15 protein-coding genes are annotated in these 17404 nt (G+C 36.8%); 6 read left to right on the top strand and 9 right to left on the bottom strand.

Translation table 11 applies throughout. From position 1 onward, the window contains the following. Positions 1-130 precede the first annotated feature (130 nt). A complete protein-coding gene (locus ACK4HO_RS03290) occupies positions 131-2542 on the top strand; it encodes a prolyl oligopeptidase family serine peptidase (protein WP_409662508.1) in 2412 nt (803 codons plus the stop codon). Positions 2543-2557: 15 nt separating this feature from the next. Here ACK4HO_RS03290 and ACK4HO_RS03285 read toward each other — a convergent pair whose 3' ends face one another. The 3 genes from ACK4HO_RS03285 to ACK4HO_RS03275 form a co-directional block, all read right to left on the bottom strand. Further along, positions 2558-3493, bottom strand: a complete 936-nt coding sequence (locus ACK4HO_RS03285) for an ABC transporter ATP-binding protein (protein WP_409662505.1) — start codon at positions 3491-3493, stop codon at positions 2558-2560. A 107-nt stretch (positions 3494-3600) separates the two neighbouring features. After that, entirely contained in the window at positions 3601-4914 is a 1314-nt protein-coding gene (locus ACK4HO_RS03280) for an ABC1 kinase family protein (RefSeq protein WP_409662502.1), read from the bottom strand. After that, positions 4915-5586, bottom strand: a complete 672-nt coding sequence (locus ACK4HO_RS03275; protein WP_409662500.1) for a TetR family transcriptional regulator C-terminal domain-containing protein — start codon at positions 5584-5586, stop codon at positions 4915-4917. It abuts the gene before it with no gap. 387 nt (positions 5587-5973) lie between these two features. Between ACK4HO_RS03275 and ACK4HO_RS03270 the strand changes: the two genes are divergently transcribed. Then, positions 5974-7374, top strand: a complete 1401-nt coding sequence (locus ACK4HO_RS03270; RefSeq protein ID WP_409662497.1) for a tail fiber domain-containing protein — start codon at positions 5974-5976, stop codon at positions 7372-7374. 59 nt (positions 7375-7433) lie between these two features. Here ACK4HO_RS03270 and ACK4HO_RS03265 read toward each other — a convergent pair whose 3' ends face one another. Both ACK4HO_RS03265 and ACK4HO_RS03260 read right to left on the bottom strand, forming a co-directional pair. Then, entirely contained in the window at positions 7434-8129 is a 696-nt protein-coding gene (locus ACK4HO_RS03265) for an OmpA family protein (protein WP_409662494.1), read from the bottom strand. Between the two features lie 6 nt (positions 8130-8135). Continuing rightward, entirely contained in the window at positions 8136-8612 is a 477-nt protein-coding gene (locus ACK4HO_RS03260) for a hypothetical protein (RefSeq protein ID WP_409662491.1), read from the bottom strand. 178 nt (positions 8613-8790) lie between these two features. On the opposite strand from ACK4HO_RS03260, the gene htpG reads away from it, so the two are divergent. After that, complete coding sequence (htpG, locus tag ACK4HO_RS03255) at positions 8791-10692, top strand: molecular chaperone HtpG (protein ID WP_409662488.1); 1902 nt, start codon at positions 8791-8793, stop codon at positions 10690-10692. A gap of 115 nt (positions 10693-10807) precedes the next feature. Then, positions 10808-11209: a DUF2721 domain-containing protein gene (locus ACK4HO_RS03250; protein WP_409662486.1), complete on the top strand. Its 402-nt coding sequence runs from the start codon at positions 10808-10810 to the stop codon at positions 11207-11209. A gap of 48 nt (positions 11210-11257) precedes the next feature. Here ACK4HO_RS03250 and carB read toward each other — a convergent pair whose 3' ends face one another. Together carB and rpmH are read right to left on the bottom strand one after the other, a co-directional pair. Beyond that, the gene (gene carB / locus ACK4HO_RS03245) at positions 11258-14110 is read right to left on the bottom strand and encodes a carbamoyl-phosphate synthase large subunit (protein ID WP_409662483.1); all 2853 of its coding nucleotides are present in this window, start codon (positions 14108-14110) and stop codon (positions 11258-11260) included. Positions 14111-14406: 296 nt separating this feature from the next. Beyond that, positions 14407-14568, bottom strand: coding sequence for a 50S ribosomal protein L34 (gene rpmH / locus ACK4HO_RS03240; RefSeq protein WP_008464848.1), 162 nt, complete (start codon positions 14566-14568; stop codon positions 14407-14409). A 157-nt stretch (positions 14569-14725) separates the two neighbouring features. Here rpmH and ACK4HO_RS03235 point away from each other — a divergent pair, with 157 nt between their 5' ends. Then, entirely contained in the window at positions 14726-15241 is a 516-nt protein-coding gene (locus ACK4HO_RS03235) for a DUF2892 domain-containing protein (RefSeq protein ID WP_409662480.1), read from the top strand. A 113-nt stretch (positions 15242-15354) separates the two neighbouring features. Here ACK4HO_RS03235 and ACK4HO_RS03230 read toward each other — a convergent pair whose 3' ends face one another. Further along, positions 15355-16248 carry a lytic transglycosylase domain-containing protein gene (locus tag ACK4HO_RS03230; protein ID WP_409662477.1) on the bottom strand — a complete coding sequence of 298 codons (894 nt, stop codon included), beginning with the start codon at positions 16246-16248 and terminating at the stop codon, positions 15355-15357. Between the two features lie 63 nt (positions 16249-16311). Continuing rightward, positions 16312-16980, bottom strand: a complete 669-nt coding sequence (locus tag ACK4HO_RS03225; protein ID WP_409662474.1) for an alpha/beta hydrolase — start codon at positions 16978-16980, stop codon at positions 16312-16314. Between the two features lie 68 nt (positions 16981-17048). Between ACK4HO_RS03225 and ACK4HO_RS03220 the strand changes: the two genes are divergently transcribed. Beyond that, positions 17049-17360 carry a GNAT family N-acetyltransferase gene (locus ACK4HO_RS03220; RefSeq protein ID WP_409662471.1) on the top strand — a complete coding sequence of 104 codons (312 nt, stop codon included), beginning with the start codon at positions 17049-17051 and terminating at the stop codon, positions 17358-17360. The last annotated feature ends 44 nt before the right edge of the window (positions 17361-17404 follow it).

Raw genomic sequence — 17404 nt, 5'->3', positions numbered from 1 at the left:
CTATTTTACAGATTGACAAAAAAGAGGTTTTCCGCCTTCGCATTTTCACCGCTAAGTTTAACAAAATCTTAAAAATAATGTAACCGGAATGAAGTACTTTAGACAAACTTTTAAACCAAAACAACAATATATGAAATTACGTCTTGCCTTTCTATTCTTAATCGGATTGGGATTTTCTTCCTCGGCGCAGGAAAATCTGAATTATCAAAAGCCTTCCGCCGAAATTTTGGCTTTAGCCGATTTTGAACGCTCGCCATCAGTAAGTATGGATTCTAAAAAAGAGTACATGCTATTAAGTTACCGAAACACTTATAAAACACTCGACGATTTAAACCAAGAGGAAATGCGTTTGGGTGGCTTAAGAATTAATCCCATAACCAATATTTCCAGCACGGTTACTTACATCAATAATTTAAAGTTGAGAAAAGTGACCGACAAAACGGAAACTCAGGTTTCAGGCTTACCCCAAAATGCCCGAATTACGAATATTTCCTGGTCACAAAACGAAAAGAAAATCGGATTCACCCACACGACCAATACTGGCGTTGAACTTTGGGTGATTGATGTGGTTACGGCTTCCGCCAAAAAAATAACCGAGGCTAACTTGAATGCCAACTTGGGAAGTCCATACAGTTGGATGAAAGACAATGAAACGCTTTTGGTCAAAATGTTACCTAAAAATCGTCAAGCCTTAATTGACAGCAAAAAAGATTTACCGAAAGGCCCAACGGTTTCTTCCAGCGACGGTTCAAAATCACAAAACAGAACCTACCAGGATTTATTGAAAAACAAAACCGATGAAGCCAATTTTGATGCCTTAGTGACTTCAGAATTGTATAAAGTTTCGCTAACCGGAAAAACAGAACTATTCAAATCGGCCGATATTTATGCCGGTGAAAGTTTCTCTCCGGATGGAAATTACTTAATGATTACCACCATTCTAAAACCCTATTCTTACATCGTTCCGTTGAGTCGTTTTCCACAAAAATCAGTTGTGTATGATTTGACCGGAAAAGAAATTAAAGTTGTAAACGAAGTACCTTTGAGCGAAGTAGTTCCCAAAGGTTTTTCCTCAGTAAGAAAAGGCAAAAGAAGCATGAATTGGAGAACTGACAAACCATCGACGCTGTCTTATGTAGTGGCTTTAGACGAAGGTGATCAAGCTAAAAAAGTGGATTTCAGAGATGAAGTTTTCAATTGGGATGCGCCATTTTCGGCAGAGCCAAAATCGGTTTTAAAAACCCAACAACGTTTTGCCGGCATCATTTGGGGCAACGAAACCACAGCTATTGCCTACGACGATTGGTATGATACGCGTAACCAAAAAACATATTTGTTCAACCCGTCAAATCCGGCGCAAGCACCCAAAATTATTTGGGACCGAAATTCTCAAGATATTTACAGCGATCCGGGTAATTTTGAAACCAAAAGAAACCAATACAACCGTTATGTGCTAGCCATTGAAAAAAACAATACTTACTTAATGGGAGATGGTTTTACCAAAGAAGGACAGTTTCCTTTTATAGACGAATTCAATTTGGCTACCCTAAAATCTAAGCGTTTGTATACTTCAACTTTCAAAGACAAAAAAGAAGACTTACAATCGATAGAAGATTTCAAAAAAGGCGATGTTTTGGTGCAAATCCAATCCAAAACTGACTTCCCGAATTACTATTTCCGCAACATCAAATCGGGCAAGCTGACACAAATCACCAACTTCAAGAACCCTTTTGAAAGCATCAAAAATGTGTACAAAGAAGTGATTAAATACAAAAGAAAAGACGGTGTCGAATTGTCCGGAACCCTTTATTTACCGGCAGGTTATGACCGAACTAAGAAAGCGGAGAAATTGCCGTTATTAATTTGGGCTTACCCGGAAGAATTTAAAGATAAAAACAGCGCCGGTCAAAACAACAAAAACCCTAATGAATTTACATTCCCGAATTATGGTTCGTTTGTGTATTGGGTAACCAAAGGCTATGCTGTTTTAGATGACGCTTCGTTCCCCATTATTGGAGAAGGCAAAACCGAACCTAACGATACTTTTATGCCGCAATTGATTGCCAATGCCGAAGCGGCGATTGATGCAGTAGACAATTTAGGTTACATTAACCGCAAAAAAGTGGCGATTGGCGGCCATTCTTATGGTGCTTTTATGACGGCTAATTTATTGACCCATTCTAATTTATTCGCCTGCGGAATCGCCCGAAGTGGCGCTTACAATAGAACGTTGACGCCTTTTGGATTCCAAAGTGAGCAAAGAAATTATTGGGACGTACCGGAAATTTACAACGGTATGTCGCCGTTTATGAATGCCGAAAAGATGAAAACACCATTGTTGTTAGTTCACGGTGATGCCGACAACAATCCGGGGACATTTACTTTACAATCGGAGCGTTATTTTCAAGCGTTGAAGAATTTGGGTGCGCCGGTTCGTTTGGTTTTGCTACCGAAGGAAAGTCACGGTTATGCCGCAAAAGACAATATTCTTCACTTGCTTTGGGAACAAGACCAATTTCTTGAAAAGTATTTGAAAAACTAAAAAAAAACCCTGAAATTAATCGATTTCAGGGTTTTTTATTTCAAGATAAATGGTAGTTCCTCTTGGAATACCTGTTGGATTTTCAAAGAAAATAATTTCCTTATTGTGTTTGCCTTCCGCCAAATAATGACTGCCTTTGTAATAACAATTGATAATCTCAACTCGTAAATCAGATTTCTGGACCACTTTCAATTGGTGTGGATAAACGTATTGGTTTTTACCGTCAATTTCTATTACATTTACGTCACCAAAAAGCGAGGCAATGTATTTGTTGTTGGGATTTTGGTACAAATTTTTAGGTGAATCTGAAGCAATGATTTTACCATTTTGCATCACAATCACCTCATCCGAAAACGACAATACATCCGAGCTGTCATGCGTTGCCACAATAGTTGTGATTTGTTTTTCTTTTAGGTAAGCAAATAACTTTCGGCGCAGGCTATTCTTCCTGAAATTATCAATATGGCTGAAAGGTTCATCCAGCAACAACACTTCCGGTTCTAAAGCTAAAACTCTCGCCAAAGCCACACGTTGCATTTGGCCACCGCTTAAATATTGGGCTTTTACCGAAGCGAATTCGGACATTTCAACAATTGCCAATAACTCTGCGATTCGTTCTTTTTTCTTATCCGCATAAATGTTTGACAAGTATTTGCCCACATTTTCTGCCACGGTAATAAAAGGCATTAAGTCGAAATCTTGTGCCAAATACTTCATGTACTCCATACCGGGAATCAGATGGAATTTGGGTCCCAAAACCTCGTTATCATCCCAGAAAATTTGTCCTTCATTCAAATCATATAAGCCGTAAACCAACTTGAGTAACGTACTTTTACCGCAACCACTTTCCCCGATTACTGCTAAATTTTTGCCTTTCATTAGCTCAAATGAAAGCGAATGAATGGTTGGTTTTTCTTTATAGGAAAAGGAAATATTTTTGACTTTCAGCATCTTATTTAAGTGTATGCAAACATACGAAGTTTATTAAAAAGATAAGAGCGACAAGACTCAAACGTGGAGTGTCGCTCTTACCAACCTAACCAATAAATAAACAATCTTTAATTCGGTATATATTTTTCAAATGACTTGGTGTCAATTCGTGCTTTTAAATCGTGCAACAAATTATAAAGTCCGAAAAACGTTCGGTTGATGTATAAAAAATGCTTTGAACCTCTATTCCCGTTCATTTTTCTGAGTTGGGTATCTTTGGAAAACTCTTCTCCCATTTGGGCAATTTTGCCAAAGAAATCTTCATCTGAAAAGTCAAAATAATCTCCATGAAACGGTCTGGTAAACAAACTCAGCAAGTCGTGGAATATTTTAGTGAAATATTCAATTTCTTTTGGACTGTCATCATGACGCAAAATTTCTAACTCATATAATTTTTCGTTGAACAATTTTGGGTTGCCAATGATTTCCGGTTTGGCCAATTCAAAATACGGCACATAAAACTCTTCCGGTACATGCTTGATACAACCAAAATCTATCGCTACTAATTTTCCTTCTGCATCTATTAAAAAGTTGCCCGGATGCGGATCGGCGTGGACTTGTTTTAAATAATGAATTTGATACATATAAAAATCCCATAACGCCTGTCCTATTTTGTCACCTTTGGTTCTATCTTCATTGTGAGCGGTAAACTCTGATAAATGTTCGCCGTCAATCCATTCCATCGTTAAAATCTTCTCCGACGAAAACTCAGGATAATATTTCGGAAAACGTAAATTATCAATATTCTTGCACCAATCAGATACTTCGAGACTTTGTTTAAGTTCTAAGATGTAATCGGTTTCCTCTAGTAATTTGTTCTCAACTTCCTGAAAATATTTATCAGAATCTTTCCCTTTAATATTAAACATTCTGACGGCAAATGGTTTCACCAAGGCTAAATCAGAACTTATACTTTCCGCCACTCCGGGATATTGGATTTTCACAGCAAGCTTTTTTCCTTCTTTTGTTGCTTTGTGTACCTGACCGATACTCGCCGCATTCATAGCATCCGGAGTGAAAGAATCGTATAGTTCTTCAGGGTATTTCCCTAAATATTTTTTGAATGTTTTTCTAACCAAAGGTGCTGACAAAGGCGGAACCGAAAATTGAGACAGCGAAAACTTATCGACATATGCTTGTGGCATAATGCTTTTGTCCATGCTCAACATTTGGGCGACTTTCAAAGCACTTCCTTTTAAGTTTTTTAATCCGTCATAAATGTCTTCGGCATTGCTTTCGTTTAATTTATCACGGTTTAAGGTTGGATTCACCATTTTTTCGCCATAATAGGCTACATAATTTCCTCCTACTTTGATTCCGGTTTTTACTAATTGACTGGCTCGTTCTATTTTTCCGGTTGGAATTTTATCTAATGTTTTCATTTATTGCATTTTTTCTTTCCAAAGGAATTTGCCTAAATCAAACAGACTTTCCAACGGTTTAGTGTCTAATAAATCTACTACTGTATTTACGGACTTCTCAATAAATACGTCGGTTTTTTCGAATCCTTTGGAGGTATCGTCCATCCAAAATTTCAATAAGAATAAGAACTGAAGCCAAGCACCTTCAGAGAAAACGGGTTCTGTTACTTTCGCCACTTTCCCAAATGGCTCTGAAGGTTTTGACTTAATTACATCTACGATATATTGTTTAAATCGGTTTCTGAACTCTTTTAAATTTTTCAGATTTTTTAATCCTTCCTTATTTTCTTTTAGCGAAAACAAAATATAGCTTCGGTTTAACGTTAGTATTTCAAACAAAGTGAAATACAGCGTCAATAATTTATTTTTATCCGAATAGGTTTCAAAAGCTGCCTCTTTTTCAATGGATGCCACAGCATTTTCAAAAAACTTAACCCAAATGGCTTGTTTTATTGAATCGATTGAAGCAAAAAAAGAATAGAAATCACTTTCCTCAATCTTGTGCTTCTTACAAAATACAAATACATTTTTAGGTTCTTGATTATCTTCCAAAACATCATTCATGTACGATTCAATTATGTGATCGTCATTGATTGTGTTTTTCTTTGCTCTTGCGTTTTTTGTTGTGGCCATACTATTAATTTTAAATGGTATGTAAATTTACAACTGTTTAATCATTCTGTAAAATAACTAAACAAAAAGTTTTGTTAAATGTTGTTCAAAAAAAATGAAAAAAGAACGCTTTGCGATAATTAAACGTTTGATTACATGATCATTCTGCTCTAAGCTCTATAAAAATCAAACATTATTCCAAGTAACTACCTTTACATTAACTCAACATGTAAAATATTCTTTTAAAAAAACAGTGATGCAAAAAAGTTAAGACCCCAAATAATACAATAGATTGCGTGATATTTTCAATAAATAAAAAATTAACTAAAAATGTATGGTTAATTTATACATTACATAATTTTAGTTGTCATTTTATAGAATATCTTTAATGGTTAACTATTATTATCTATGTACATGAAAAAATCGATTTCTATTTTAATAATATTCTTCATTTTGATTGTTTCGAATGATATGACGGCTCAAGTGGGCATAGGAACTACAAATCCATATAGTGCCCTTGACATAACATCAACCAATAATGGATTATTGATTCCCAGAGTAGCATTAACTAACACATCAACAGTACTTCCTATTCTAACCGGTAAAGCTTCAGAACTTGTTTATAATACCGCCACTACAGGCGATGTCACTCCCGGATTTTATTACTTGAGTGCCGATACAGGTCCTTGGGTACGTTTGGCTACAACAACAGCCAATTCTTGGCTGATAACAGGAAACACCGGCATTGTTGATGGCACCAATTTTATTGGAACAGCAGCTTTAACAAACGTTGATGTTGCCTTCAGAAGAAACAATACAGCAGCCGGCAAAATAGGAACTACCAACACTTCATTTGGATTACTGGCAGCATCAAATAATGGCTCTACCCACAATACTGCTATCGGAGTGAATGCTCTTACTAACAGTACCAATGCATCGTCTTCTAATAACGTTGCGATTGGATTTGGTGCCATGGATAATTTGGGTGGCAATAACACTGCACAATGTGTTGCAGTGGGTGTAAATGCTTTTGGTTCAGCTACTACAAACAGTAATAGTGTAGCCATAGGTTACAATGCGGCTCAAGGCACTTCAACAGGAATTGACAATACCGCAATTGGTTCGGGAGCTTTGAATAATAATTCTACCGGTCAACAATCAACCGCTGTGGGCAGAAATGCTTTGTTTGGTTCTACGGGAAGTTTTAACATAGGCATAGGATATGCTGCCGGATATAACATTGGTGCCGGAACAAATAACACTTGTATTGGTTATCAATCAGATATTTCATCAGGATTAACAAATGGTACAGCCATTGGGAATGGCGCTTTATGTACCGTAAGCAATACTATGAAATTTGGAAATGCATCCGTTACAAATAATTACTTCAGTAATACGGTTAATGCTGTTACATTTACGGCGTCATCTGATTTGAGGTACAAAAAAGAGATAAGTCCCATTTCACCAAGCTTAGACATTTTAAGCAAATTACAACCTGTCAATTATTATTTTAAAACAGAAGAAGAATTAACTGCTGAAAAAATAAAATCAATTGCTTTTGGTGGAGATAAAACGCATGAAAGACAAGTTGGATTTATTGCTCAAGAAGTGGAAAAACTTGTTCCCGAGGTTGTTCATACAGATGCTGAAGGCTATAAGTCAATTGATTATTCTAAATTTTCACCTTTCATTATCAAAGCAATCCAAGAACAACAACTGCTTATTGAGCAACTTATGAAAACAAACGAAAAACTTCTCAAAGACAATCAAGAAATCTTAAAACGATTGGAAGCTTTAGAAAAAAAATAAAATAAAAAAAGCTGTCTCGAAAGAAACAGCTTTTTTATTTTATCTAAATTGACCTGGAACTATTTTCCGGCCTCTTTTTGAGCATCTTGAACCATTTTTTCATTGGCTGTAATGGCAAATTCTACACGGCGGTTTTGACTTCTGCCTTCCGGAGTATCATTAGTAGCAATAGGATCAGCAATCCCTAAACCTGTGGTAACAAATCTGGAAGACGACAATCCTTTGCTCGACAAATAAGCTTTCACTGAAGCTGCTCTTTGATCAGATAAAGTCAAGTTATATTCCGGAGTTCCTGTACTGTCTGTATAACCGTAGATTTGGATATTAGTATCCGGATACTGATTAAATACGGGAACCAATTTATCTAAATTGGCTTTTGCGGTTGAAGTCAAAGTTGATTTATTGGTATCAAAACGAACCGCATTTTCACCTAAAGTCAATTTGATTCCTTCCCCAACTCTTTCAACCTGAGCACCCGGCAATGCCGTTTCTATTTCTCTGGCCTGTTTGTCCATTTTAGTTCCGATAACACCACCGGCAACTCCACCAATAACTCCGCCTAAAACTGCTCCAAGAGCACCATTTCCACCTTTACCAATATTGTTTCCTAAAATCCCACCGATAACGGCTCCACCAACGGCTCCAATGGCAACGCCACGTTGTTGGCTACTTGTATTTTTTACGGCTTCACAACTGGTAAACAACATTGAAACCATCATTAAACTTCCTAATAATAGTGCGTTATATTTTCTCATGTCTTATTAATTTATTTTTTGAAATTGATATACTACATCGGTTAAAGTACCGCCAACATTGATTTTGTCAATCAACTGAAACGATTTATCCGTTTGGTTGGCTACTTTCAAAACGTAGCCCGATTTTACTGTTTTGGCTTTCGCTTCATCTAAAATTTTTAGTACAAACTCGCCTTCTTTGTTGATAAACCAAGAAATCGGTGTAGAATAGGTTGTGCAACTCGGACTGTTCAAAGCCATATTTCCTTTGTTACTCATAGAAACAAATTTCCATTTGCTTCCAATAAAACATTTAGAATCCGCTAAGTCAAATGAAGTTACTTTAATTACCTCAGAACCCGGATAATTAACCGAAGAAATGACCCATTCGCCTTTAATTGCCGTTTGAGATTTCGAATCTATTTTAGTGCTTGTGGCAGAATTCTTTGATTTACAAGAAAAAATCAAAATGGAAACTAAACCTAGAAAAATAATTTTTTTCATCCTTATTTTAAAATTATGAATTAATATAGACAAATATACGTCCCTTTTTGATTTTTCCCTTTACATAATTTCACTAAATGATTGTAGAATTGTTACTACGTCAATTTGTCATAAACGGTATAATTGGTATTAGTTTTGACTAATTGAATTCAAATTGTTTAATTAAATAAATCGAAATATGACAACAGGAAAAATTAATGTATCAGTAGAAAACATCTTTCCGCTAATCAAGAAGTTTTTATACAGCGACCACGAAATTTTCTTGCGTGAATTAGTCTCCAATGCTACGGATGCTACCTTAAAACTAAAACATTTAACCAGTATTGGTGAAGCCAAAGTAGAATACGGCAACCCAATTATTGAAGTTAAAATTGACAAAGAAGGCAAAAAATTACACCTCATTGACCAAGGGTTAGGAATGACAGCCGAAGAAGTGGAAAAATACATCAACCAAGTGGCGTTTTCAGGTGCTGAAGAGTTTTTAGAAAAATATAAAGACTCTGCCAAAGATTCAGGTATCATTGGTCACTTTGGTTTAGGTTTTTATTCTGCTTTTATGGTAGCCGAAAAAGTGGAAATCATCACCAAATCATACAAAGACGAACCGGCAGCGCATTGGACTTGTGATGGCAGTCCCGAATTTACTTTGGAACCGCATGACAAAACCGACAGAGGAACCGAAATCATCTTACACATCGCTGAAGATTCTTTAGAATTTTTGGAAGAGTATAAAATCAACGAGTTGTTGACTAAATATAATAAGTTCATGCCTGTGCCGATTAAATTTGGTACAAGAACTGAAAAAATTGAGCAGAAAAAAGGAGAATCTGTTGCAGAAGAAGATAAAGACAATATTTTCACTGAAGTGGAAGTGGACAACATCATCAACAACCCAAATCCGGCGTGGACCAAACAACCGGTGGATTTGACTGAGGAAGATTATAAAAATTTCTACCGCGAATTGTATCCGATGCAATTTGAGGAACCTTTGTTCAATATTCATTTGAATGTGGATTATCCTTTCAATTTGACCGGAATTTTGTATTTCCCAAAAATGTCAGCCGACTTGCAGTTGCAAAAAGACAAAATCCAATTGTACCAAAATCAGGTTTATGTAACAGACAACGTTGAAGGAATCGTTCCAGAGTTTTTAGGCATGCTAAAAGGGGTAATCGATTCTCCGGATATTCCGTTGAACGTATCGCGTTCTTATTTGCAAGCCGATGGTAATGTGAAGAAAATTTCGAATTATATCACGCGTAAAGTCGCTGATAAATTGAAATTGTTATTCAATGAAAACCGCGAAGATTTCGAGCAAAAATGGAATGACATCAAAATCGTTTTGGAATACGGTATGTTATCGGAACCAAAATTCTACGAAAAAGCCGGTGATTTTGTTTTGTATCCAACAGTAGATAACAAATATTACACTTTGGCCGAATTGAAAGAAGCCATTTCAGCGAACCATACCGATAAAAACGGCAAATTGGTTGTCTTATATACATCAAATAAAGATGCCCAACACAGCTATATTGAAATCGCCAAAGAAAAAGGTTATGAAGTAATCTTGTTAGATTCGCCAATCGTTTCGCATTTGATTCAGAAATTAGAAAGCGATAATGAAAATGTAACTTTTGTTCGAGTAGATTCTGATCACATCGACAAATTGATTCAAAAAGAAGACACGCAAATTTCTAAACTTTCAGAAGAAGAATCAACCCAATTGAAAACGGTTGTGGAAGAAATTGTACCAAAAGCCAACTATTCGGTTCAATTGGAGCCAATGGAAAGCACTGCAGCTCCATTTATCATCACCCAACCCGAGTTCATGCGAAGAATGAAAGAAATGAGTCAATCCGGTGGCGGCGGTATGTTTGGCATGGGGAATTTCCCGGAAATGTATAATTTGGTAGTAAACACCAACTCAGATTTGGCCACAACTATTTTAAACACTTCCGACAAATCGGCTCAGGAAAGTTTGGTAAAACAAGCTTTAGATTTGGCCAAGATTTCTCAAGGTTTATTAAAGGGCGAAGAATTGACGGCTTTTGTAAAGAGAAGTTTTGAGTTGATTAAGTAATTAGGCATTAGCCAAAAGGCAATAGTTAAAAAACCTGTGAGTGAAAGCTTGCAGGTTTTTTTATTGGATATATTTCCCGTACTTCGTACTTCTTAAATCAAACTTTGCACTTATCATGACACTCAACATAGAAACTCCGGCCTTATTATTTTCTGCAACCTCTTTGATTTTGCTGGCTTATACCAATAGGTTTTTGACCATTGCGCAAATTGTCCGCAGTTTGAAAAAGCACTATGACGAATCACATACCAAAAGCATTTTAATGCAAATTCGAAATCTTAACTTAAGGCTATCTTTGATTCGTTACATGCAACTTTTTGGCGTGTTGTGTCTATTTCTTTCTGTGTTTGCGATGTTGTGTTTGTTTGTAGAATGGCAAACTGCCGGGATTTATCTTTTTGCGGCGAGTTTATTGTGTTTATTGACTTCGTTGGCGATTTCATTTTGGGAAATTAGTATTTCGGTAACGGCTTTGCGTTTGCATTTGAGTGATTTGGAAGAAGAAAGTAAAAAATAAAACCGCTACAAGTTGTAACGGTTTCATCTTAACACTTTCGTCTTAATACTATTTACTTAAGTACATTTTTCTTCTCGAGTACAATTCGTAGAATTGATCATCTTTCAAGTCATCAATAAACAAGATGCTTTCTCCGGTGGATTTCATTTCCGGCCCGAGTGCTTTGTTTACATTCGGGAATTTGCTGAAAGAGAATACAGGTTGCTTAATCGCATAACCTTTCAGTTTTGGATTGAACGTAAAATCGGTTACTTTGTTCACGCCCAACATTACTTTCGTGGCATAATTCACATAAGGTTCACCATAAGCTTTCGCGATGAAAGGAACAGTGCGCGACGCTCTCGGATTGGCTTCAATGATGTAAACGATATCGTCTTTGATGGCAAATTGGATGTTGATTAAACCAACCGTTCTCAAGGCTAAAGCAATTTTCTTTGTATGGTCTTTGATTTGTTGCATTACAAATTCGCCCAAGTTAAACGGTGGCAAAGTCGCATTCGAATCGCCCGAGTGCACGCCACAAGGTTCGATATGTTCCATGATTCCGATGATGTAAACATTTTCTCCATCGCAAATCGCATCCGCTTCGGCTTCGATGGCGCCGTCTAAATAATGGTCTAAAAGCAATTTGTTGCCCGGAATATTTTTCAATAAATCGATTACGTGCTCTTCTAATTCTTGTTTGTTGATTACGATTTTCATGCCTTGTCCGCCTAATACATATGAAGGACGAACCAACAATGGGAAATCCAATACATCCGCTAAAGCTGAGGCTTGGTCTGCATTTTCGGCTATTCCGAATTGTGGGAATGGAATTTTTAATTCGGTCAACAAGTCGGAGAAACGGCCTCTGTCTTCGGCTAAATCCAAAGCATCGAAAGATGTTCCTAATATTTTAATACCGTAACGGTCTAATTTTTCAGCCAGTTTTAAGGCGGTTTGTCCACCTAACTGTACAATTACGCCTTCCGGATTTTCGTGTCGAATGATGTCGTAAATGTGTTCCCAAAATACCGGCTCGAAGTACAATTTGTCTGCCGTATCAAAATCGGTGGAAACTGTTTCCGGATTACAGTTGATCATAATGGTTTCGTAACCACATTCTTTAGCAGCTAAAACACCGTGCACACAAGAGTAATCAAACTCAATTCCTTGCCCGATTCTATTTGGTCCAGAACCTAAAACCACCACTTTCTTTTTCGGAGTGACAATGCTTTCGTTGTGAACATATCTTTCTCCGGTTGTCGTTTGAATTTCGGCTTCGAAGGTTGAATAATAGTATGGTGTCAAAGCTTTAAATTCAGCGGCACAAGTGTCTACCAATTTGTAAACTCTTTTGACATTCATTTCGTCGCGCAGCTTATAAACTTGACTTTCTAAACAACCCATCATGTGGGCGATTTGGCGGTCACCGTAGCCTTTTTGTTTTGCTTCGAGTAATAATTCTTTTGGTAAAGTCTCTACTTTGTAATTGGAGATTTCTCTTTCTAATAAGTATAACTCTTCGTACTGTTTCAAGAACCACATGTCGATTTTAGTGATTTCGTGGATTCTGCTCAATGGAATTCCCATAGCAATCGCATCATAAATCACGAAAACTCTGTCCCAACTTGCGAAAGTCAGTTTCTCGATAATTTGCTCGTAATTTTTATAACCTTTTCCGTCTGCTCCGATTCCGTTTCGCTTAATCTCTAACGACTGAGTCGCTTTGTGCAACGCTTCTTGGAACGAACGTCCGATGCCCATCACTTCTCCAACCGATTTCATTTGCAATCCTAAAGTTCGGTCTGAACCTTCGAACTTATCAAAATTCCAACGCGGGATTTTTACGATTACGTAATCTAAGGTTGGTTCGAAAAGTGCCGAAGTCGATTTGGTGATTTGGTTTTGCAATTCGTTTAGGTTGTAGCCTAAAGCCAATTTGGTGGCAATCTTCGCAATCGGATAACCGGTTGCTTTTGACGCTAAGGCTGACGAACGTGATACACGCGGATTGATTTCAATCGCTACGATATCTTCTTTTTCGTCAGGGGAAACGGCGAATTGCACATTACAACCTCCAGCAAAATTTCCGATAGAGCGCATCATTAAAATGGCATAATCACGCATTTTTTGGAAGGTCGTATCGGATAAAGTCATAGCCGGCGCAACCGTGATTGAATCTCCGGTATGGATTCCCATTGGGTCCATATTTTCGATAGAACAGATGATAACTACGTTGTCATTTTGATCGCGTAATAATTCTAATTCATATTCTTTCCAACCCATCAATGCCTTATCAATCAAGACTTCGTGAATAGGTGACATTTCTAAACCATAGGTGAGTTTATCTGCAAAATCTTCTTTTTTGTACACTATTGCTGCTCCGGTTCCGCCAAGGGTAAACGATGGTCTGATTACCAACGGAAAACCAAATTCCTGAGCAATTTCTTTTCCTCTTAGAAACGAAGTACATATTTCTGCCGGTGCAGAAGGCACATTTATTTTCTTTAAAAGTTGTTTGAATTGCTCACGGTCTTCTGTGATGTTGATAGCATTAATATCAACCCCGATTAATCTTACTCCGAAATCTTGCCAAATGCCTTTTTCATCAGCTTCTAAACAAAGATTCAAAGCGGTTTGTCCACCCATTGTTGGTAAAACAGCATCGATTTGCGGATGTTCTTTTAGAATTTGGATAATCGATTTGGTGGTTAAAGGCAATAAGTAAACATGATCGGCCATACTTGGATCTGTCATAATCGTGGCCGGATTGGAATTGATTAGGATGACTTCGATTCCTTCTTCTCTTAATGAACGAGCAGATTGAGAACCGGCGTAATCAAATTCGCAGGCTTGTCCGATTACGATTGGTCCTGAACCAATAATTAAAACCGATTTGATGGAGTTGTCTTTAGGCATTGTAGTTAGTTGTATTTTATTTAGTTGTTCTCGTATTATTCTTTTTCCGAATGTCCACCGGACATTCTCCTCTTAATATCAAATGTAAGTTGTATGTTATAAGTTGTATGTTGTTGTTTCAGTGAAACCATAGCCCCGATTGCAACGGAAATCCTTTTTGATTTTGCTTTAAAATTAAAAAGATTGGAGTGGAAAGCGGGAAATAGCTCCTAAAAATTATCAATATTTATGAACAGGTTTAAAAAAAAGCCGCTACTAATAAAAGTAACGGCTTGATATTGATTAGTAGCTAATCATTATTTTTTGTGTCTTGGTTCAGAAGATACAGTCAACTTATGTCTTCCTTTTGCTCTACGACGCGCAAGGACTTTTCTTCCATTTGCAGAAGCCATTCTGTCCATAAATCCGTGTTTATTTCTTCTTTTTCTTTTCGATGGTTGAAACGTTCTTTTGCTCATTGCTGTGTATCTTTAAAATCTTGTATTAATTTCTATGGTATACGGCTGTTTTAAAACCGAGTGCAAATATACAAACCTTTTTTTTTCTGGCAAGTAGTTTTTTAAAAATATTTTTAATTCATTTTACTACCTTTGCAACCACAAAAAAATTATAATTATGTTTCACAGATTTATTAAGTTAATTATAGCGGCTTTGATGGTCGCAGCGGGAATTTGGCAATTTACGGAAGGGAATATCGGTAACGGTATTTTCTTGATTTTATTGACCGCAATTCCTATCTTTTTATATTACAAAAACGAGTTTATCTTATTGGCTTTCTTGAAATTGAGAAAGCAGGATTTTGCCGGCGCGAAAGTTTGGCTAGACAAAATCAAAAACCCGGAAACGGCTTTGGTAAGAAAACAACAAGGTTATTACAATTATTTGCACGGATTGATGACGTCGCAGACCAATTTGCACCAATCAGAAAAATTCTTCAAAAAAGCGATTGAATTAGGATTGAGCATGGATATGGATTTGGCGGTGGCCAAATTAAACTTAGCCGGAATCGCCATGTCCAGAAGACGTAAAATGGAAGCCACGGCTTTATTAAACGAAGCGAAAAAGCTCGACAAACAAAATATGCTGAATGATCAGATTAAGATGATGAAAGAGCAGATGAAGAAAATCTAGTGTTCAGTTTACAGTGTTCAGTAAGCAGTTACATTTTAACATAAAAAAACGTCCTGAAAATCTCAGGACGTTTTTTTTATCTGATTACTGCCAACTGATCACTGATCACTCCTTTAATATCCCGCTAACGGAATTTCAATTTCGTATCTTTTCTTGGTTGGATTGACCAGCTTCTTATCTCTCAACCACGGATTGTGAATTTTTAAAATCTTATAGTTTATGCCTTGAGATTTTGCAAAACCTGTCAAATCGGTAATACTGCTATCTACTTCAATCTTTTTGGTTGGAATTGGCGCGTACAAATCGCTTGAGAAAATACTGAAACCGTATTTTGCGGGTTGTTTCATGATTTCTTTTAAGGCCAAGATTCTAAAAACATAACGAGAAGTTTCTTCGGTTAAAGCCAAGTCATAATAGTTACTGACTTTTTGTTCGTCAATTTTTTTGGTAATGCCGCTCATTCCGCCGTTGTATGATGCTGCGGCTAATGTCCAGGAACCAAATTTATCTTTGGCAACCAATAAATAACGACAAGCGGCTTCAGTTGATTTTTCTAAATGGTATCTTTCGTCTACTATATCGTTGACTTCCATTCCTTTTTCTTTGGCGGTTTCGGGCATGAATTGCCAAACACCACGTGCTCCGGCCGAAGAAACAGCATTGACCAAACCACTTTCAATTACGGCTAAATACTTGAAATCATCTGGAACACCATATTTTGCTAAAATGGGTTCAATGATTGGAAAAGCACGGTTGGCTCTTTTTATGATTAACGCTGTTGTAGCGTCAAGATTAGCATTGATGAGTAATTCTCTGTCCAAACGTTCGCGAACGTCTGTAATTTGGAGTGGTGCTTTTTCACCGGCAAAGTCAACTTCCTCAGGAAAATACATGGCTGTACCTTCGTGAACCAGCTTATCTTTATTGTCGCCGGAAATTCCAAAAACCAGAATTCCGGAAAGCAAAACAATAGTTACTACGGATAACAGGGCTTTATTCGTTTTCATATTCACTCTTTTTAATGTTGTAAAACTACAACTTTATATTGTAAAGCTACAAAAATTGCACCGTTAGGCCTTTTCTTCTATCAAAATTTTAGGCAAATTATCATTGAGCCAACGGTATTTACTGAGAATCATAATATGTGTACCGCCTTTAACAGGGATGAAATTTTTGATGTTTTTAGGTGGGAAAACCTCGTCGGCGTCGCCATGAATATGGATGATTTCTTCGTCGATTTCTATACGGTTCCAATTGATGATTTGTTCTATCGCCCAATCTAAATAACGTTTGTCGCGAACAGCCAAAAACTTTTCATACAGCGCTAATCTTTGTTTGACTATTGAAGAACCAAAGGAAAACTTGACCAACATTTCGATATTTTCAAATAATGTGGTAGGAATAAGCTTGTAAGCTTTGGTCGTTTTGGCGACTTTAAATCGCCTTGGGAATTCTGTATTCGATTTTACACTCGAAATAATGATGACTTTCTTCGGATTGAGAAATTGCTTCATCTCTTGCACTAAAACGCCTCCAAAGGAAACACCAATCAAGATTGGGTTCTTGTAAGTCACTTTTTCAGCAATTCTTTCAGCATAAGCAACTAGACTTTCTCCGACATTTGGAATCTCCCATTCGAGCAAATGCATTTCAAAAATATCTTCGGGCAATTGGATTCTTTCAAAAATCGTCGGACTGGCTGCCATACCCGGCATGAAGTAAACATGGATTTTAGACATTATTTAACTGTAAGCTCGTTAATTATTAGTAAATTTGCATAAAAATAATCCTTTTATTTCACTTGATTATGAACACAACATTAATTTCAGAAAAAATGGAAATTAAAGACAACACCTTTGCTCGACAGTTTGAAACTTTGGTGGATGGCAAATTAATTTCTGTTGAATATTCCTTTCAAGAAAAGAAAATATTCCTGACGAGAATTAATACTTTTGAGGGCTTTAATGATGAGGAGTTTATTAGTGAATTGCTAAAAAACATCATGGAAATTGCTTATGAACGCAAACTAAAAGTGGTTCCGATTTTACCCAAAATCGCGCTTTTCTTTAGAAAAAATACAACCTACAGAGATTTATTGCCGCCGGGAATCAAAATCTAACAGAGCACAACTTAAAAATAAAAAGTCGTCTTGAGAAATCAGGA

The organism is Flavobacterium sp. (genome assembly GCF_046296355.1).
In the GTDB taxonomy this organism is placed as follows: domain Bacteria; phylum Bacteroidota; class Bacteroidia; order Flavobacteriales; family Flavobacteriaceae; genus Flavobacterium.
Note: the sequence above shows the minus strand (reverse complement) of the source record. Positions and strands in the feature narration are given on the sequence as shown.